Genomic DNA, 14,396 nt, shown 5'->3' on the forward strand with positions numbered 1-14,396 from the left:
TCAATCAGGCCATCCTGTCCTGCATAGTTGCGGGCGCTGGAATACCGCCAGTGCTCGGCCAAGTCCACACAACCCCGCTTCACAGGAATCGATCGTTCCCACGCTCCGCGTGGGAATGCCTCCTTGGACGCTCTGCGTCCCGCTGTGTGACGCGGAGCGTCACGGGCTGCATTCCCACGCAGAGCGTGGGAACGATCAGGCCCAGCGCTGAATTTCAATCAGGCCATCCTGTCCTGCATAGTTGCGGGCGCTGGAATACCGCCAGTGCTCGGCCAAGTCCACATAACCACGCTTCACAGGGTTGTGGTGAATGTAATCAAGCTTTTGGCGCATCACCGCTTCGCTGTACACCAACTCGGCGTGTGACCCCTCTTGCCATAGCTGATAAATCCGGTCCGTTTTATGCGCCCGTTTGCTGAAACGCAAACGCTGCAACACTCGCTCCGCTCCTCGTTTCTGCAGGTCGTCAATGATGGTTCGAGCGGTGAAGGATTTGAACTGGCTGACACATTTACCCAGGTCAGGTGCTTGAGCGACGAAGTGCAGATGGTTTTCGAGAACGACGTAGCCGTAGAGATTGAAATGTTCGTGGGTTTGTTGATATCGCCAGCAACTCAATAGGTGGCCGACAAGGTAGTCGCGGGTAAATAGCGGTGTCCATTCCATGACAGTGCATGTCAGGAAGTGTGGTTTTTCAGGTTCGGTAATGGTGTAGCGGCTTCTGCCCATCAATTCGTCCTTGAACCGTGGTGTGGCCTGGACGCGGAGCGTCCGGGGAGGCGTTCCCACGCAGAGCGTGGGAACGATCAGTTAGAGGTTATTGGGCATAGATATGCACGACGAAGTGCTGGCCGGATGCTGTCAGTTCATAGACCTTGTCAGTGATCCGCAATGTCCTCGTCGGTTCGCTGATGGTGTCACCGATTTTCGCGGATTTTCTGAATTCGTCCCAGTCGATGACCGTAGTGCTGATAGTGCCTTCGCCTAGCAAGTTGTTTCCGTAGCGTTGCGCTTCCATGGTATTGCCCTCTGCTGGATTTCCGTTTCCGGCCGATTATTCGGCTGGCGGTTAGTCCCGAAAGGCGGCCTTTTCCTTCCGGGTTCCAAGAGGCTAGTCAATGAAAACGAAGTTGGTTGCTGTCAGAAATATCAAAAAACAGTCTCGGCCTTTCGCCATTATCTGAGGGGCTGATGCCTACTTCAGGCGCTCATCACTTCCCGAATATCGGCGGCTAATTCTCTTACGCGCTCTTCCTCGGTATCCCACGCGCACATGAACCGCGCGCCGCCTTTACCGATGAAGGTGTAGAAGCGCCAGCCCTTGGCCGTCAGCGCGGCAATTGCCGGTTCCGACAGTTGCAGGAATACGCCGTTGGCCTGGACCGGGAACATCAACTCCACCCCCGGAATATCCGCCACCAGGTTGCTGAGCAATTGTGCACAGTGGTTGGCGTGGCGGGCGTGTTTGAGCCAGGCGTCGTTTTCCAGCAGGCCCACCCACGGGGCGGAGAGGAAGCGCATCTTTGAGGCAAGCTGCCCGGCTTGTTTGCAGCGGTAGTCGAAGTCTTCGGCCAGCTTGTGGTTGAAGAACAGGATCGCTTCACCCACGGCCATGCCGTTCTTGGTGCCACCAAAGCACAGCACGTCGACCCCGGCTTTCCAAGTCAGGTCGGCCGGCGAGCAGCCGAGGAATGCGCAGGCGTTGGAGAAGCGTGCGCCGTCCATGTGCAGGTTCAACCCCAGTTCCTTGCAGGTGACGCTGATGGCGCGGATTTCTTCCGGGGTGTAGACGCTGCCGACTTCGGTGGCCTGGGTCAGGGTCACGACGCGGGGTTTCGGGTAGTGAATGTCCTGGCGCTTGAGGGCGATCTCGCGGATCGACTCCGGGGTCAGCTTGCCGTTTTCGGTGCGGGCGGTGAGCAGCTTGGAGCCGTTGGAGAAAAACTCCGGCGCGCCGCATTCGTCGGTTTCGACGTGGGCGGTTTCCGAGCAGATCACGCTATGGTAGCTCTGGCACAAGGAGGACAGCGCCAGGGAGTTGGCTGCGGTACCGTTGAAGGCGAAGAACACTTCGCAGTCGGTTTCGAACAGTCTGCGGAAACCGTCGGCGGCGCGGTGGGTCCATTCATCATCGCCATAGGCGCGTTGATGGCCCTGGTTGGCGAGTTCCATGGCGGCCCAGGCTTCCGGGCAGATGCCGGAATAGTTGTCGCTGGCGAATTGTTGGCTCTTGTCGGTCATGGCCCAGTCCTGTGGTCGATGTTGGTGCGCACTTTACCCAAGATTGTCGGGCGGGCGCACGCACTGTTAATGCAAAGTCATTGGGGAATTATGCACGGTTCTGAAAGCGTTCCTGTAAGCCGCGTCCGCGATGGCGCCCTGGACCTGCTCAAGTGGCTGGCGCTGCTGAGTATGGTGCTGGACCACCTGCGGTATGTCGGTTTGAGCCTGGACGGGCTGTATGTGCCGGGGCGCCTGGCGTTCCCGTGGTTTTGCCTGGCGATCGCGGCGAATTTGCATCGGGTCAAGGACGCGCCGGTGACGGGGCAGTGGCGCTATCTGGGCTGGTTGCTGCTGTTCAGTGTGATCAGTGAGGTGCCGTACCGGATGTTCATCGACGACGCCGACACGCTGAACGTACTGCCGACCCTGGCGCTGGGTTTGCTGGTTGCCCGGGGATGGCAGCAGAAGACGGTTATTGATCGAGGATTGGCGTTGATCGCGCTGGTTTTGGCGGGGTTTTTCTCGGCGCAGCTGATGTTCGGTTTCTTTGGCGTACTGCTGCCGCTGGCGATGTTGCTGGTGTTTCGCCGGCCATGGTATTTCAGCGTGTTGCCGGGTGTGGTGTGCCTGGCTGCCAACCAATGGCAGGTCCTGCTCGACAGCGGTACGCTGGTGGCGATGCTGGGATTGGCGACATGCCTGATTGCGCCGCTGGCCGGATTGGTCTTGTTGCGACATGCCGGGCAGGTATCGCCACCGGCCATGCGGCGCTGGGCATATGCGCTTTATCCGGCGCATTTCCTGCTGCTGCTACTCATTCGAAAGATCATCGCCTAACCCTTGTGGGAGCTGGCTTGCCTGCGATGCAGACGCCTCGGTGTACCCGTTGCACCGAGGGGATGCTATCGCAGGCAAGCCAGCTCCCACACAAGCCCGCTCCCACATTTGTTCTGTGTTGCTCCGGCCATGTCGTAAACGCACCTTTGCGTGGCGTCCATAGGCATTTGACCTCTCTGCGCCAGCCCTACCATCGCATCAAAGGGCCCCTCCGTCGTGCGGCGGCCCCAACAATACGATTGGCGCACCGCCGCCGCTGGGAGAGACGCGATGTTCAGCAAGCAAGACCAGATCCAGGGTTATGACGATGCACTGCTGGCGGCCATGAATGCCGAGGAGCAGCGCCAGGAAGATCATATCGAGCTGATCGCGTCAGAGAACTACACCAGCAAGCGTGTCATGGAAGCCCAGGGCAGCGGCCTCACCAACAAGTACGCCGAAGGTTACCCGGGCAAGCGTTACTACGGCGGCTGCGAGCACGTGGACAAGGTCGAAGTGCTCGCCATCGAGCGTGCCAAGCAGCTGTTCGGTGCCGATTACGCCAACGTGCAGCCGCACTCCGGTTCGTCCGCCAACAGTGCGGTGTACCTGGCGCTGTTGAACGCCGGCGACACCATCCTCGGCATGAGCCTGGCCCACGGCGGCCACCTGACCCACGGCGCCAAAGTGTCGTCCTCGGGCAAGCTGTACAACGCGGTGCAATACGGCATCGACACCAACACCGGGTTGATCGACTACGACGAGGTCGAGCGCCTGGCCGTGGAGCACAAGCCGAAGATGATCGTGGCGGGTTTTTCCGCCTACTCCAAGACCCTGGATTTCCCGCGCTTTCGCCAGATCGCCGACAAGGTCGGTGCGCTGCTGTTCGTCGACATGGCCCACGTCGCCGGCCTGGTGGCCGCCGGTCTGTACCCGAACCCGCTGCCCTACGCCGATGTGGTCACCACCACCACCCACAAGACCCTGCGCGGTCCACGTGGCGGGTTGATCCTGGCCAAGTCCAACGAAGAAATTGAAAAGAAACTCAACTCTGCGGTATTCCCGGGCGCCCAGGGCGGCCCGCTGATGCACGTGATCGCCGGCAAGGCGGTGTGCTTCAAGGAAGCCCAGGAACCAGGTTTCAAGGCCTATCAACAGCAAGTGATCGACAACGCCCAGGCCATGGCCGGCGTGTTTATCAAACGCGGCTACGATGTAGTGTCCGGCGGCACCGATAACCACCTGTTCCTGGTCAGCCTGATCCGTCAGGGCCTCACCGGCAAAGACGCGGACGCCGCCCTCGGTCGCGCTCACATCACCGTCAACAAGAACGCCGTGCCCAACGACCCGCAGTCGCCCTTCGTGACCTCGGGCCTGCGTATCGGCACGCCGGCGGTGACCACACGCGGCTTCAAAGTGACCCAATGCCTGGAGTTGGCCGGCTGGATCTGCGACATCCTCGACAACCTCGGCGACGCCGATGTGGAGGCCAACGTCGCCAAGCATGTGGCCGCCCTGTGCGCTGATTTCCCGGTTTATCGCTGAGCGCGGTTTTGGAGTAATGACTATGCAACGCTACTCGGGCTTCGGCCTCTTCAAGCACTCACTCAGCCACCACGAAAACTGGCAGAAGATGTGGCGCACGCCCACCCCGAAAAAGGTCTACGACGTGGTCATCGTCGGCGGCGGCGGGCATGGTCTGGCGACGGCTTACTACCTGGCCAAGGAGCACGGCATCACCAACGTGGCGGTGGTCGAGAAAGGCTGGCTGGGCGGCGGTAACACCGCGCGCAACACCACCATCGTGCGGTCCAACTACCTGTGGGACGAGTCGGCGCACCTGTACGAACACGCGATGAAACTCTGGGAAGGTTTGTCCCAGGATTTGAACTACAACGTGATGTTCTCCCAGCGTGGCGTCTACAACCTGTGCCACACCCTGCAGGATATCCGTGACTCCGAGCGTCGCGTCAGCGCCAACCGCCTAAACGGTGTGGACGGCGAACTGCTCAACGCCAAACAAGTGGCCGATGAGATTCCGTACCTCGACTGCTCCAAGAACACTCGCTACCCGGTAATGGGCGCCACCGTGCAACGGCGCGGCGGCGTGGCCCGTCACGATGCCGTGGCCTGGGGCTTTGCCCGCGCCGCTGACGCACTGGGCGTGGACCTGATCCAGCAGACCGAAGTCATCGGTTTCCGCAAGGAAAACGGTGTGTGCATCGGCGTGGAAACCAACAAAGGCTTCATCGGCGCCAAGCGCGTCGGCGTGGTGACGGCGGGTAACTCCGGCCACATGGCTTCGCTCGCGGGCTTCCGCCTGCCGATCGAATCCCACCCGCTGCAAGCACTGGTGTCGGAGCCGATCAAACCGATTATCGACAGCGTGATCATGTCCAACGCCGTGCACGGTTACATCAGCCAGTCCGACAAGGGCGACCTGGTGATCGGCGCCGGTATCGACGGCTACAACGGCTATGGCCAGCGCGGCTCGTACCCGGTGATCGAGCACACCATCCAGGCCATCGTCGAGATGTTCCCGGTGCTGTCCCGCGTGCGCATGAACCGCCAGTGGGGCGGCATCGTCGACACCACGCCGGATGCCTGCCCGATCATCTCCAAGACCCCGGTCCCGAACATGTTCTTCAACTGCGGTTGGGGCACCGGTGGTTTTAAAGCGACTCCAGGCTCAGGCAACGTATTTGCCGCCAGCCTGGCCAAGGGTGAAATGCACCCATTGGCAGCTCCATTCTCCATCGACCGTTTCCACAACGGCGCGCTGATCGACGAACACGGCGCTGCGGCCGTCGCCCACTAACAGGAGAAATTCCCTATGTTGCATATCTTCTGTCCTCACTGTGGCGAACTGCGCTCCGAAGAGGAATTCCACGCCTCCGGCCAAGCGCACATCCCGCGCCCACTGGACCCGAACACCTGCACCGACGAGGAGTGGGGCGACTACATGTTCTTCCGCGACAACCCGCGCGGCCTGCACCACGAACTGTGGATTCACGCTGCCGGTTGCCGCCAGTATTTCAACGCGACCCGCGACACCGTGACCTACGAAATTCTTGAAACCTACAAGATAGGCACCAAGCCGCAATTCACCGCCAAGGCTTCTGGAGAGAAGGTATGAGCCAGATCAATCGCCTGTCCAACGGTGGCCGGATCGACCGCAACAAAGCCCTGAGCTTCACCTTCAACGGCCAGAGCTACAAAGGCTTTGAAGGCGACACATTGGCCGCTGCGCTGCTGGCCAACGGCGTCGACATCATCGGTCGCAGCTTCAAGTATTCCCGCCCGCGCGGCATCTTCGCCGCCGGTGCCGAAGAGCCGAACGCGGTGCTGCAGATCGGCGCCACCGAAGCCACGCAAATCCCCAACGTGCGCGCCACGCAACAGGCGCTGTACCAGGGTTTGGTCGCCACCAGCACCAACGGCTGGCCGAGCGTGAACAACGACATGATGGGCATTCTCGGCAAGGTCGGCGGCAAGCTGATGCCGCCGGGTTTCTACTACAAAACCTTCATGTACCCGCAATCGTTCTGGATGACTTACGAGAAGTACATCCGTAAGGCAGCCGGTCTTGGCCGCTCGCCGACCGAGAACGATCCGGACACCTACGACTACATGAACCGTCATTGCGACGTGCTGATTGTGGGCGCCGGTCCTGCCGGCCTGGCGGCTGCGTTGGCGGCTGCCCGCAGTGGCGCCCGGGTGATCATCGCGGACGAACAGGAAGAGTTCGGCGGCTCCTTGCTGGACTCCCGCGAAAGCCTCGATGGCAAGCCGGCGGCCGAATGGGTTGCCAGTGTTATTGCTGAACTGAAATCCCTGCCGGACGTGGTGCTGCTGCCTCGCGCCACCGTCAACGGTTACCACGACCATAACTTCCTGACCATTCACGAGCGCCTCACCGACCACCTCGGTGACCGTGCGCCGATCGGCCAGGTGCGTCAGCGCATTCACCGGGTTCGCGCCAAGCGTGTGGTGCTGGCGACCGGCGCGTGTGAACGTCCGCTGGTGTACGGCAACAACGACGTACCGGGCAACATGCTGGCGGGTGCGGTCTCCACTTACGTACGTCGCTACGGCGTGGCACCGGGCAAGAAGCTGGTGCTGTCCACCAACAACGATCACGCCTACCGCGTGGCGCTGGACTGGTTCGACGCCGGCCTCAGCGTTGTCGCCGTAGCCGATGCCCGCCACAATCCACGGGGCGCGCTGGTTGAAGAGGCGCGTGCCAAAGGCATTCGCATCCTCACCGGCAGCGCCGTGATCGAGGCCCGTGGCAGCAAGCACGTCACTGGCGCCCGTGTTGCGGCCATCGATGTCAAAGCTCATAAAGTCACCAGCCCCGGCGAGTGGCTGGAGTGCGACCTGGTCGCCAGCTCCGGCGGCTACAGCCCGGTGGTCCACCTGGCCTCGCACCTGGGCGGCAAGCCGACCTGGCGTGAAGACATCCTCGGTTTTGTACCGGGCGAAGCACCGCAGAAACGCGTGTGCGTCGGTGGCATCAATGGCGTCTACGGCCTCGGCGATTCCCTGGCCGACGGTTTTGAAGGTGGCGTGCGCGCTGCCAGCGAAGCCGGGTTTGCGCCGGTGGAAGGTACGCTGCCCAAAGCCTTGAGCCGTCTGGAAGAACCGACCCTGGCGCTGTTCCAGGTACCTCACGAGAAAGCTACCGCACGGGCGCCGAAGCAATTTGTCGACCTGCAGAACGACGTCACCGCAGCCGCCATCGAACTCGCCACCCGCGAGGGTTTCGAGTCGGTGGAGCACGTCAAGCGCTACACCGCACTGGGCTTCGGCACTGACCAGGGCAAGCTCGGCAACGTCAACGGCCTGGCCATCGCGGCCCGTTCGCTTAATGTGACCATCCCGCAGATGGGCACTACCATGTTCCGTCCCAACTACACGCCGGTGACCTTCGGCGCGGTAGCAGGCCGGCACTGTGGGCACATCTTCGAGCCGGTGCGCTACACCGCGCTGCAAGCCTGGCACGTGAAAAACGGCGCCGAGTTTGAGGACGTCGGCCAGTGGAAACGCCCATGGTATTTCCCGCGCAACGGTGAAGACCTGCACGCCGCAGTGAAGCGCGAATGCCTGGCCGTGCGTGACAGCGTCGGCCTGCTGGACGCGTCCACCCTCGGCAAGATCGACATCCAGGGCCCGGATGCCCGCGAGTTCCTCAACCGCATCTACAGCAACGCCTGGACCAAGCTCGACGTGGGCAAGGCCCGCTACGGCCTGATGTGCAAGGAAGACGGCATGGTCTTCGACGACGGCGTGACTGCCTGCCTCGCCGACAACCACTTCCTGATGACCACCACCACCGGCGGCGCAGCACGCGTACTCCAGTGGCTGGAAATCTACCAGCAGACCGAATGGCCGGACCTCAAGGTGTACTTCACCTCGGTCACCGACCATTGGGCAACCATGACTTTGTCCGGCCCCAACAGCCGCAAGCTGCTGAGCGAAGTCACCGACATCGACCTGGACAACGACGGCTTCCCGTTCATGACCTGGAAAGAAGGCCTGGTAGGCGGCGTGCCGGCACGGGTGTTCCGGATTTCGTTTACCGGTGAGTTGTCGTACGAAGTCAACGTGCAGGCCGACTACGCCATGGGCGTGCTCGAGAAAATCGTCGAGGCCGGCAAGCAGTACAACCTGACGCCTTATGGCACCGAAACCATGCACGTGCTGCGGGCCGAGAAGGGTTTCATCATCGTTGGCCAGGATACCGACGGCTCGATGACCCCGGACGACCTGAACATGGGCTGGTGTGTAGGCCGCACCAAACCGTTCTCGTGGCTCGGCTGGCGCGGGATGAATCGCGAGGATTGCGTGCGTGAAGACCGCAAGCAGCTTGTCGGACTCAAGCCGATCGACCCGAACGTGTGGCTGCCGGAAGGCGCGCAGTTGGTGTTCGACGCCAAGCAGACGATCCCGATGAAGATGGTCGGCCACGTCACCTCCAGTTATGCCCATAACTCCCTCGGTTATTCGTTTGCCATGGGCGTGGTGAAGGGCGGCTTGAAGCGCATCGGCGAGCGGGTGTTTGCACCGCTGGCGGATGGCAGCGTGATCGAGGCGGAGATTGTTTCTTCGGTGTTCTTTGATCCTAAAGGCGACCGCCAGAACATCTGACACCTGATCGTTCCCACGCTCCGCGTGGGAATGCATCCCGGGGCGCTCTGCGCCCAAAGAGCGGACGCAGAGCGTCCATGGCGGCATTCCCACGCAGAGCGTGGGAACGATCAAATTCAACACAGGTGCTTTATGACAGCAGCCAATGTTTACCAACAACGCCCCACCTCCGGAGCCAAGGCCGAGTCGTCGCTGCACCATGCCGACCTCGCCAGCCTGGTAGGCAAGGGCCGCAAGAACGCCGGCGTGACCGTGCGTGAAAAGAAACTGCTGGGCCACCTGACCATTCGTGGCGATGGCCATGACGCAGCCTTCGCCGCCGGTGTGCACAAAGCCTTGGGTATCGAATTGCCCGGTGCCCTGCAAGTCATCGTCAAGGGCGAGACCAGCCTGCAATGGCTCGGTCCGGATGAGTGGTTGCTGGTAGTGCCAGGCGGTGAGGAATTCGCCGCCGAGCAAAGTTTGCGTGAGGCGCTGGGTGATTTGCATATCCAGGTCGTCAACGTCAGCGGCGGCCAGCAGATTCTCGAACTCAGCGGCCCGAACGTGCGCGATGTGCTGATGAAATCCACCAGCTACGACGTGCACCCCAACAGCTTCCCGGTGGGCAAGGCGGTGGGCACGGTGTTCGCCAAGTCGCAATTGGTGATTCGCCATACTGCTGAAGACACCTGGGAGCTGGTGATTCGTCGCAGCTTCTCGGATTACTGGTGGCTGTGGTTGCAGGATGCGGCGGCTGAGTATGGTTTAAGCGTCCAGGCCTGATCGTTCCCACGCTCCGCGTGGGAATGCATCCCGGGACGCTCCGCGTCCCAAGAGCGGACGCAGAGCGTCCATTGCGGCGTTCCCACGCAGAGCGTGGGAACGATCAAGGAGTCACGAATAATGAGCCGCGTACCCGATACATGGATTTTGACCGCCGACTGCCCCAGCGTGCTCGGCACGGTGGACGCGGTCACTCGCTACCTGTTCGAGCAGGGCTGCTACGTCACTGAGCACCACTCCTTCGATGACCGGCTCTCGGGCCGGTTCTTCATCCGCGTGGAGTTCCGCCAGCCCGATGGTTTCGACGAACAAGCCTTCCGCGATGGCCTGGCCACCCGTGGCGAAGCCTTCGGCATGATCTTCGAACTGACCGCGCCGAACTACCGGCCGAAAGTGGTGATCATGGTTTCCAAGGCCGATCACTGCCTCAACGATTTGCTCTACCGCCAGCGCATCGGCCAACTGTCGATGGACGTGGTCGCCGTGGTCTCCAACCACCCCGACCTCAAGCCCCTGGCCGACTGGCACCAGATTCCCTATTACCACTTTCCCCTGGACCCCAACGACAAGCCGTCGCAAGAGCGCCAGGTGTGGCAGGTGATCGAAGAGTCCGGCGCCGAGCTGGTGATCCTTGCGCGCTACATGCAAGTGCTGTCGCCGGAGCTGTGCCGCAAGCTCGACGGTAAAGCCATCAACATCCACCACTCCCTGCTGCCCGGTTTCAAGGGCGCCAAGCCGTATCACCAGGCTTACAACAAGGGGGTGAAACTGGTGGGCGCCACTGCGCATTACATCAATAACGATTTGGACGAAGGCCCGATCATCGCCCAGGGCGTGGAGGTGGTGGACCACAGTCACTATCCGGAAGATTTGATTGCCAAGGGACGGGATATCGAAGGCCTGACCCTGGCCCGGGCCGTGGGGTATCACATTGAGCGGCGGGTGTTCTTGAACGCCAATCGGACAGTGGTGCTCTGATGGACGCCTTCGCGAGCAAGCCCGCTCCCACATTCGACCGCATTTCAAAGGTAGGACTCGGTCAACTGTGGGAGCGGGCTTGCTCGCGAAGAGGCCCTTACTAACAACGCAAAAACAGCATCTGTACCCGAGCACTTAAACGCGCTGCCTGCCTGGGCAACGCGGTTCCATAAAAACAACAGCGAGGTGAAAGCATGTCTGGTAATCGTGGTGTCGTGTATCTCGGCAACGGCAAGGTCGAAGTACAGAAAATCGACTATCCCAAAATGCAGGACCCCCGTGGCAGGAAGATTGAGCACGGCGTCATCCTGCGCGTGGTCTCCACCAACATCTGCGGCTCCGACCAACACATGGTGCGCGGCCGCACCACTGCCCAGACCGGCCTGGTCCTGGGCCACGAAATCACCGGCGAGGTGATCGAGAAGGGCAGCGACGTCGAGAACCTGAAGATCGGCGACCTGGTGTCGGTGCCGTTCAACGTCGCATGCGGCCGGTGCCGTTCCTGCAAGGAGCAACACACCGGCGTGTGCCTGACCGTCAACCCGGCCCGTGCCGGTGGCGCCTACGGCTATGTCGACATGGGCGACTGGACTGGCGGCCAGGCCGAATACGTGCTGGTGCCTTACGCCGACTTCAACCTGTTGAAACTGCCGGACCGCGACAAGGCCATGGAGAAGATCCGCGACCTGACTTGCCTCTCCGACATCCTGCCCACCGGCTACCACGGCGCAGTCACTGCGGGCGTTGGCCCGGGCAGCACGGTCTACATCGCCGGTGCCGGTCCGGTAGGCCTGGCGGCTGCCGCTTCCGCTCGCCTGCTGGGCGCTGCGGTGGTGATCATCGGTGACGTCAACCCGATCCGCCTGGCCCACGCCAAGGCCCAGGGTTTTGAAATTGCCGACCTGTCGAAAGACACCCCGCTGCACGAACAGATCGCTGCGTTGCTGGGCGAGCCGGAAGTGGATTGCGCCGTCGATGCCGTGGGTTTCGAAGCGCGTGGCCATGGTCATGAAGGGGCCAAGGCAGAGGCTCCGGCCACCGTGCTCAACTCGTTGATGGGCGTGGTGCGGGTGGCTGGCAAAATCGGTATTCCGGGCCTGTACGTCACCGAAGACCCGGGTGCCGTGGATGCCGCTGCAAAAATGGGCAGCCTGAGCATTCGTTTCGGCCTGGGCTGGGCCAAGTCCCACAGCTTCCACACCGGGCAAACCCCAGTGATGAAGTACAACCGCCAGTTGATGCAGGCGATCATGTGGGACCGTATCAACATTGCCGACATCGTCGGTGTGGAAGTCATCAGCCTGGATGACGCGCCACGCGGGTACGGCGAGTTCGATGCGGGCGTGCCGAAGAAGTTTGTGATTGATCCGCACAAGTTGTTCAGCGCGGCTTAAATCGCGGGCAAATAAAAAGGCGACCTCAGGGTCGCCTTTTTTGCATCTGCGGTTGGGTGGGAGAATCAGCGAATCGCCAAAGCCCCCTGATACACCGTTGGCCCCGTCGGCTGCTTGCTCACCGAGCCGCCCTTGGTTTCCGAACTGACCATCAGTGTCACCGGTTTACTGATTGACTCCTGCTGGCGAGGGTTGATGCCGATAATGCCTTTGCCGTCTTCCGGCAGCAGGCCCAGCGACACTGGCGTGCCGTCAGCCGGGACGGCCCACAGTTCCAGGCTTTGATCCGGAGCCGGTGCGGTGGCGGCAATCGGCTGCACTTCGAGGTAATCCTTGTGGGCCACGATTTGCGTGGCCGGTTGCTGGGTGGTGTTCACCAGCAATGCGGCAGCCTTGACGCTGTCCTGGGTGTAGAGGGCGCCGCCGACGCCTGCCACTATCACCAAACAGGCGCCGACGAACAGGCGTGGGCGGTTCCAGAATGAAGGCTTGTGCTCAATCACTTGGGGGTTGATCGCAGTCATTAGGCTCTTCCTGACATGTTTTGTAGTCTTTCATGGACCCAGTTAACGGCGATCGGTTCCTCATCCGTCGTATTGAGCCTCGGATCAGAGTGATGCCAATTGGCCCTGATACAGCACCGGCCCGGTGGGTTGTCCGGTCGGCGAGCCCCCCTGAGGCTCAAGGCTCACTGCCAGGGTCAGCGGCGCCGTCAGCAGCGCCTGGTGTTCTTTGCTCAACTGGATTCGGCCGTTACCCGACACCGGCAACAACCCCAGGGAGATGGGTTTGCCGCCTGCCGGGATTGCCCACAGTTCCAACGCGCGGGCCGGCTCCACGGCCGCCAGGGTCAGCGGTTCCACTTGCAGATGATCCGCATAGGCCTGGATCTTCAGCGCGGGCTGTTGATTGGCCGCCACCAGCGTGGCGTTGTACTCCACCCCAAGGTCGCGCTGGTACAACACGCCCACCAACACCGCGATCACCACCCCGCACGCCGCTACCAGCAAGCGCAGGTTCATCCAGAACGGTTTCTTCGCCGGCATATGCAGCACTTGCGGCTCAATGCGCGCCTTGATCCCTTCCCATACGTGGTCCGGCACCGGCCGTTCAGGCAGCGGCCCGGTGAGGCTGGCGAGGGCATCCTGCCAGTGCCCGAGTTCGACGCGCAGCGCCGCGTCATCCCGCAGCAGCGCTTCAAAGCGCCGGCGGGCGGTGGCAGGCATCAGCCCGATGGCGTAGTCAGCTGCCAGGGCGCGGCGCAGGGCGGTGGTCTGGTAGTTCATGATTCAAGGCACCTGCGCAAGCGCTCCATGCCGCGGCGAATCCAGGATTTGACCGAGCCCAGCGGCGCGGCCAGATGTTCGGCCAATTCCGAGCACGACAAGCCCTGGAAGTAAGCCACGGTGATCGATTGACGCTGCATGCCTTCGAGGCTGTCGAGGCAGCGGTTCAGGGCGAGGGCTTCACGCTCGCTGTCGAGCTGTTCATGGGCGCTGGGGCTTTCGTCGGCCGTGGCGTCCTCCTGGCCTTCGTTCAAGGGTTGTTCGCGGTGTTTGCGCAACTGGTCGATCGCCAGGTTGCGGGTGATATTGACCATCCAGGTCATGGGCGCCGACAGATGGGCCTCATAGCGTGAGGCGTTGTACCAGATGCGCACGAAGCTTTCCTGCAACACCTCCTCGGCCAGATCCTTGCGACCCATGAAACGCAAGGCAACACCATGCAAACGCGGGGAAACGCTGCGATAGAGCGTTTCGAACGCCTGGCGATTACCCAGTGAACACTGGGCCAGCAATTGCCGTAGCTGATCTGCATCGTGGGTCGAAATAGGGCTTCTCCAGGCGCTTGCAACAGAGCGATGGGACGGCGCACGGTAAAGAGGGCAGGCTGAGGTTAGTCCAGCTTGGGCATTCATTCCATCTACCTCCGTGCGGCTCGTGGTGGATATACGCAGCGCAAGGCGCATCGGATGCAGTGGTTTTCTGAACTAATCTGCAGGGAGGGAACAATCCTTCGGCGTACCCAGTCAAACTCCTGCTTTTTGCGCTTACTTTCAGAGGTTGTCTT

14 protein-coding genes and 1 pseudogene are annotated in these 14,396 nt (G+C 61.5%); 8 read left to right on the forward strand and 7 right to left on the reverse strand.

Annotated elements, in window-relative coordinates; genetic code table 11:
• The 4 genes and pseudogenes from A462_RS34870 to A462_RS19375 form a co-directional block, all read right to left on the reverse strand.
• Positions 1–86 (reverse strand): annotated as a pseudogene (locus A462_RS34870) (REP-associated tyrosine transposase); the annotation flags it as partial.
• A 109-nt stretch (positions 87–195) separates the two neighbouring features.
• A complete protein-coding gene (locus tag A462_RS19385) occupies positions 196–729 on the reverse strand; it encodes an REP-associated tyrosine transposase (protein WP_008434329.1) in 534 nt (177 codons plus the stop codon).
• An 88-nt stretch (positions 730–817) separates the two neighbouring features.
• Positions 818–1,018, reverse strand: a complete 201-nt coding sequence (locus tag A462_RS19380) for a hypothetical protein (RefSeq protein ID WP_003209176.1) — start codon at positions 1,016–1,018, stop codon at positions 818–820.
• A 182-nt stretch (positions 1,019–1,200) separates the two neighbouring features.
• Entirely contained in the window at positions 1,201–2,241 is a 1,041-nt protein-coding gene (locus tag A462_RS19375) for a threonine aldolase family protein (protein ID WP_003209178.1), read from the reverse strand.
• A gap of 90 nt (positions 2,242–2,331) precedes the next feature.
• On the opposite strand from A462_RS19375, the gene A462_RS19370 reads away from it, so the two are divergent.
• From A462_RS19370 to fdhA, 8 genes are all read left to right on the forward strand, one after another.
• A complete protein-coding gene (locus A462_RS19370) occupies positions 2,332–3,060 on the forward strand; it encodes a TraX family protein (RefSeq protein ID WP_008434331.1) in 729 nt (242 codons plus the stop codon).
• A 270-nt stretch (positions 3,061–3,330) separates the two neighbouring features.
• The gene (gene glyA / locus A462_RS19365) at positions 3,331–4,584 is read left to right on the forward strand and encodes a serine hydroxymethyltransferase (RefSeq protein WP_008434333.1); all 1,254 of its coding nucleotides are present in this window, start codon (positions 3,331–3,333) and stop codon (positions 4,582–4,584) included.
• A 22-nt stretch (positions 4,585–4,606) separates the two neighbouring features.
• Positions 4,607–5,857, forward strand: coding sequence for a sarcosine oxidase subunit beta (locus A462_RS19360; protein WP_003209185.1), 1,251 nt, complete (start codon positions 4,607–4,609; stop codon positions 5,855–5,857).
• 15 nt (positions 5,858–5,872) lie between these two features.
• A complete protein-coding gene (locus tag A462_RS19355; RefSeq protein WP_003209187.1) occupies positions 5,873–6,175 on the forward strand; it encodes a sarcosine oxidase subunit delta in 303 nt (100 codons plus the stop codon).
• On the forward strand, positions 6,172–9,189 hold the full coding sequence (locus A462_RS19350; RefSeq protein ID WP_008434336.1) for a sarcosine oxidase subunit alpha: 3,018 nt from the start codon (positions 6,172–6,174) through the stop codon (positions 9,187–9,189). Before A462_RS19355 ends, A462_RS19350 begins: the two co-directional genes overlap by 4 nt.
• Positions 9,190–9,321: 132 nt before the next feature.
• Positions 9,322–9,954: a sarcosine oxidase subunit gamma gene (locus A462_RS19345; protein ID WP_008434339.1), complete on the forward strand. Its 633-nt coding sequence runs from the start codon at positions 9,322–9,324 to the stop codon at positions 9,952–9,954.
• A gap of 120 nt (positions 9,955–10,074) precedes the next feature.
• On the forward strand, positions 10,075–10,932 hold the full coding sequence (gene purU, locus A462_RS19340) for a formyltetrahydrofolate deformylase (RefSeq protein ID WP_003209192.1): 858 nt from the start codon (positions 10,075–10,077) through the stop codon (positions 10,930–10,932).
• 194 nt (positions 10,933–11,126) lie between these two features.
• A complete protein-coding gene (gene fdhA, locus A462_RS19335) occupies positions 11,127–12,326 on the forward strand; it encodes a formaldehyde dehydrogenase, glutathione-independent (RefSeq protein ID WP_003209194.1) in 1,200 nt (399 codons plus the stop codon).
• A gap of 65 nt (positions 12,327–12,391) precedes the next feature.
• On the opposite strand, the gene A462_RS19330 is transcribed toward fdhA, so the two are convergent.
• The 3 genes from A462_RS19330 to A462_RS19320 all read right to left on the reverse strand — a co-directional run bounded on the left by A462_RS19330 (position 12,392) and on the right by A462_RS19320 (position 14,244).
• On the reverse strand, positions 12,392–12,850 hold the full coding sequence (locus A462_RS19330; protein WP_003209196.1) for an anti-sigma factor domain-containing protein: 459 nt from the start codon (positions 12,848–12,850) through the stop codon (positions 12,392–12,394).
• Between the two features lie 84 nt (positions 12,851–12,934).
• Complete coding sequence (locus A462_RS19325) at positions 12,935–13,612, reverse strand: anti-sigma factor (RefSeq protein ID WP_008434341.1); 678 nt, start codon at positions 13,610–13,612, stop codon at positions 12,935–12,937.
• Positions 13,609–14,244: a sigma-70 family RNA polymerase sigma factor gene (locus A462_RS19320; protein WP_032899276.1), complete on the reverse strand. Its 636-nt coding sequence runs from the start codon at positions 14,242–14,244 to the stop codon at positions 13,609–13,611. The genes A462_RS19325 and A462_RS19320 overlap by 4 nt, the downstream gene beginning before the upstream one ends.
• Positions 14,245–14,396 lie beyond the last annotated feature (152 nt).

The organism is Pseudomonas sp. Ag1 (assembly GCF_000278565.1).
GTDB lineage: Bacteria > Pseudomonadota > Gammaproteobacteria > Pseudomonadales > Pseudomonadaceae > Aquipseudomonas.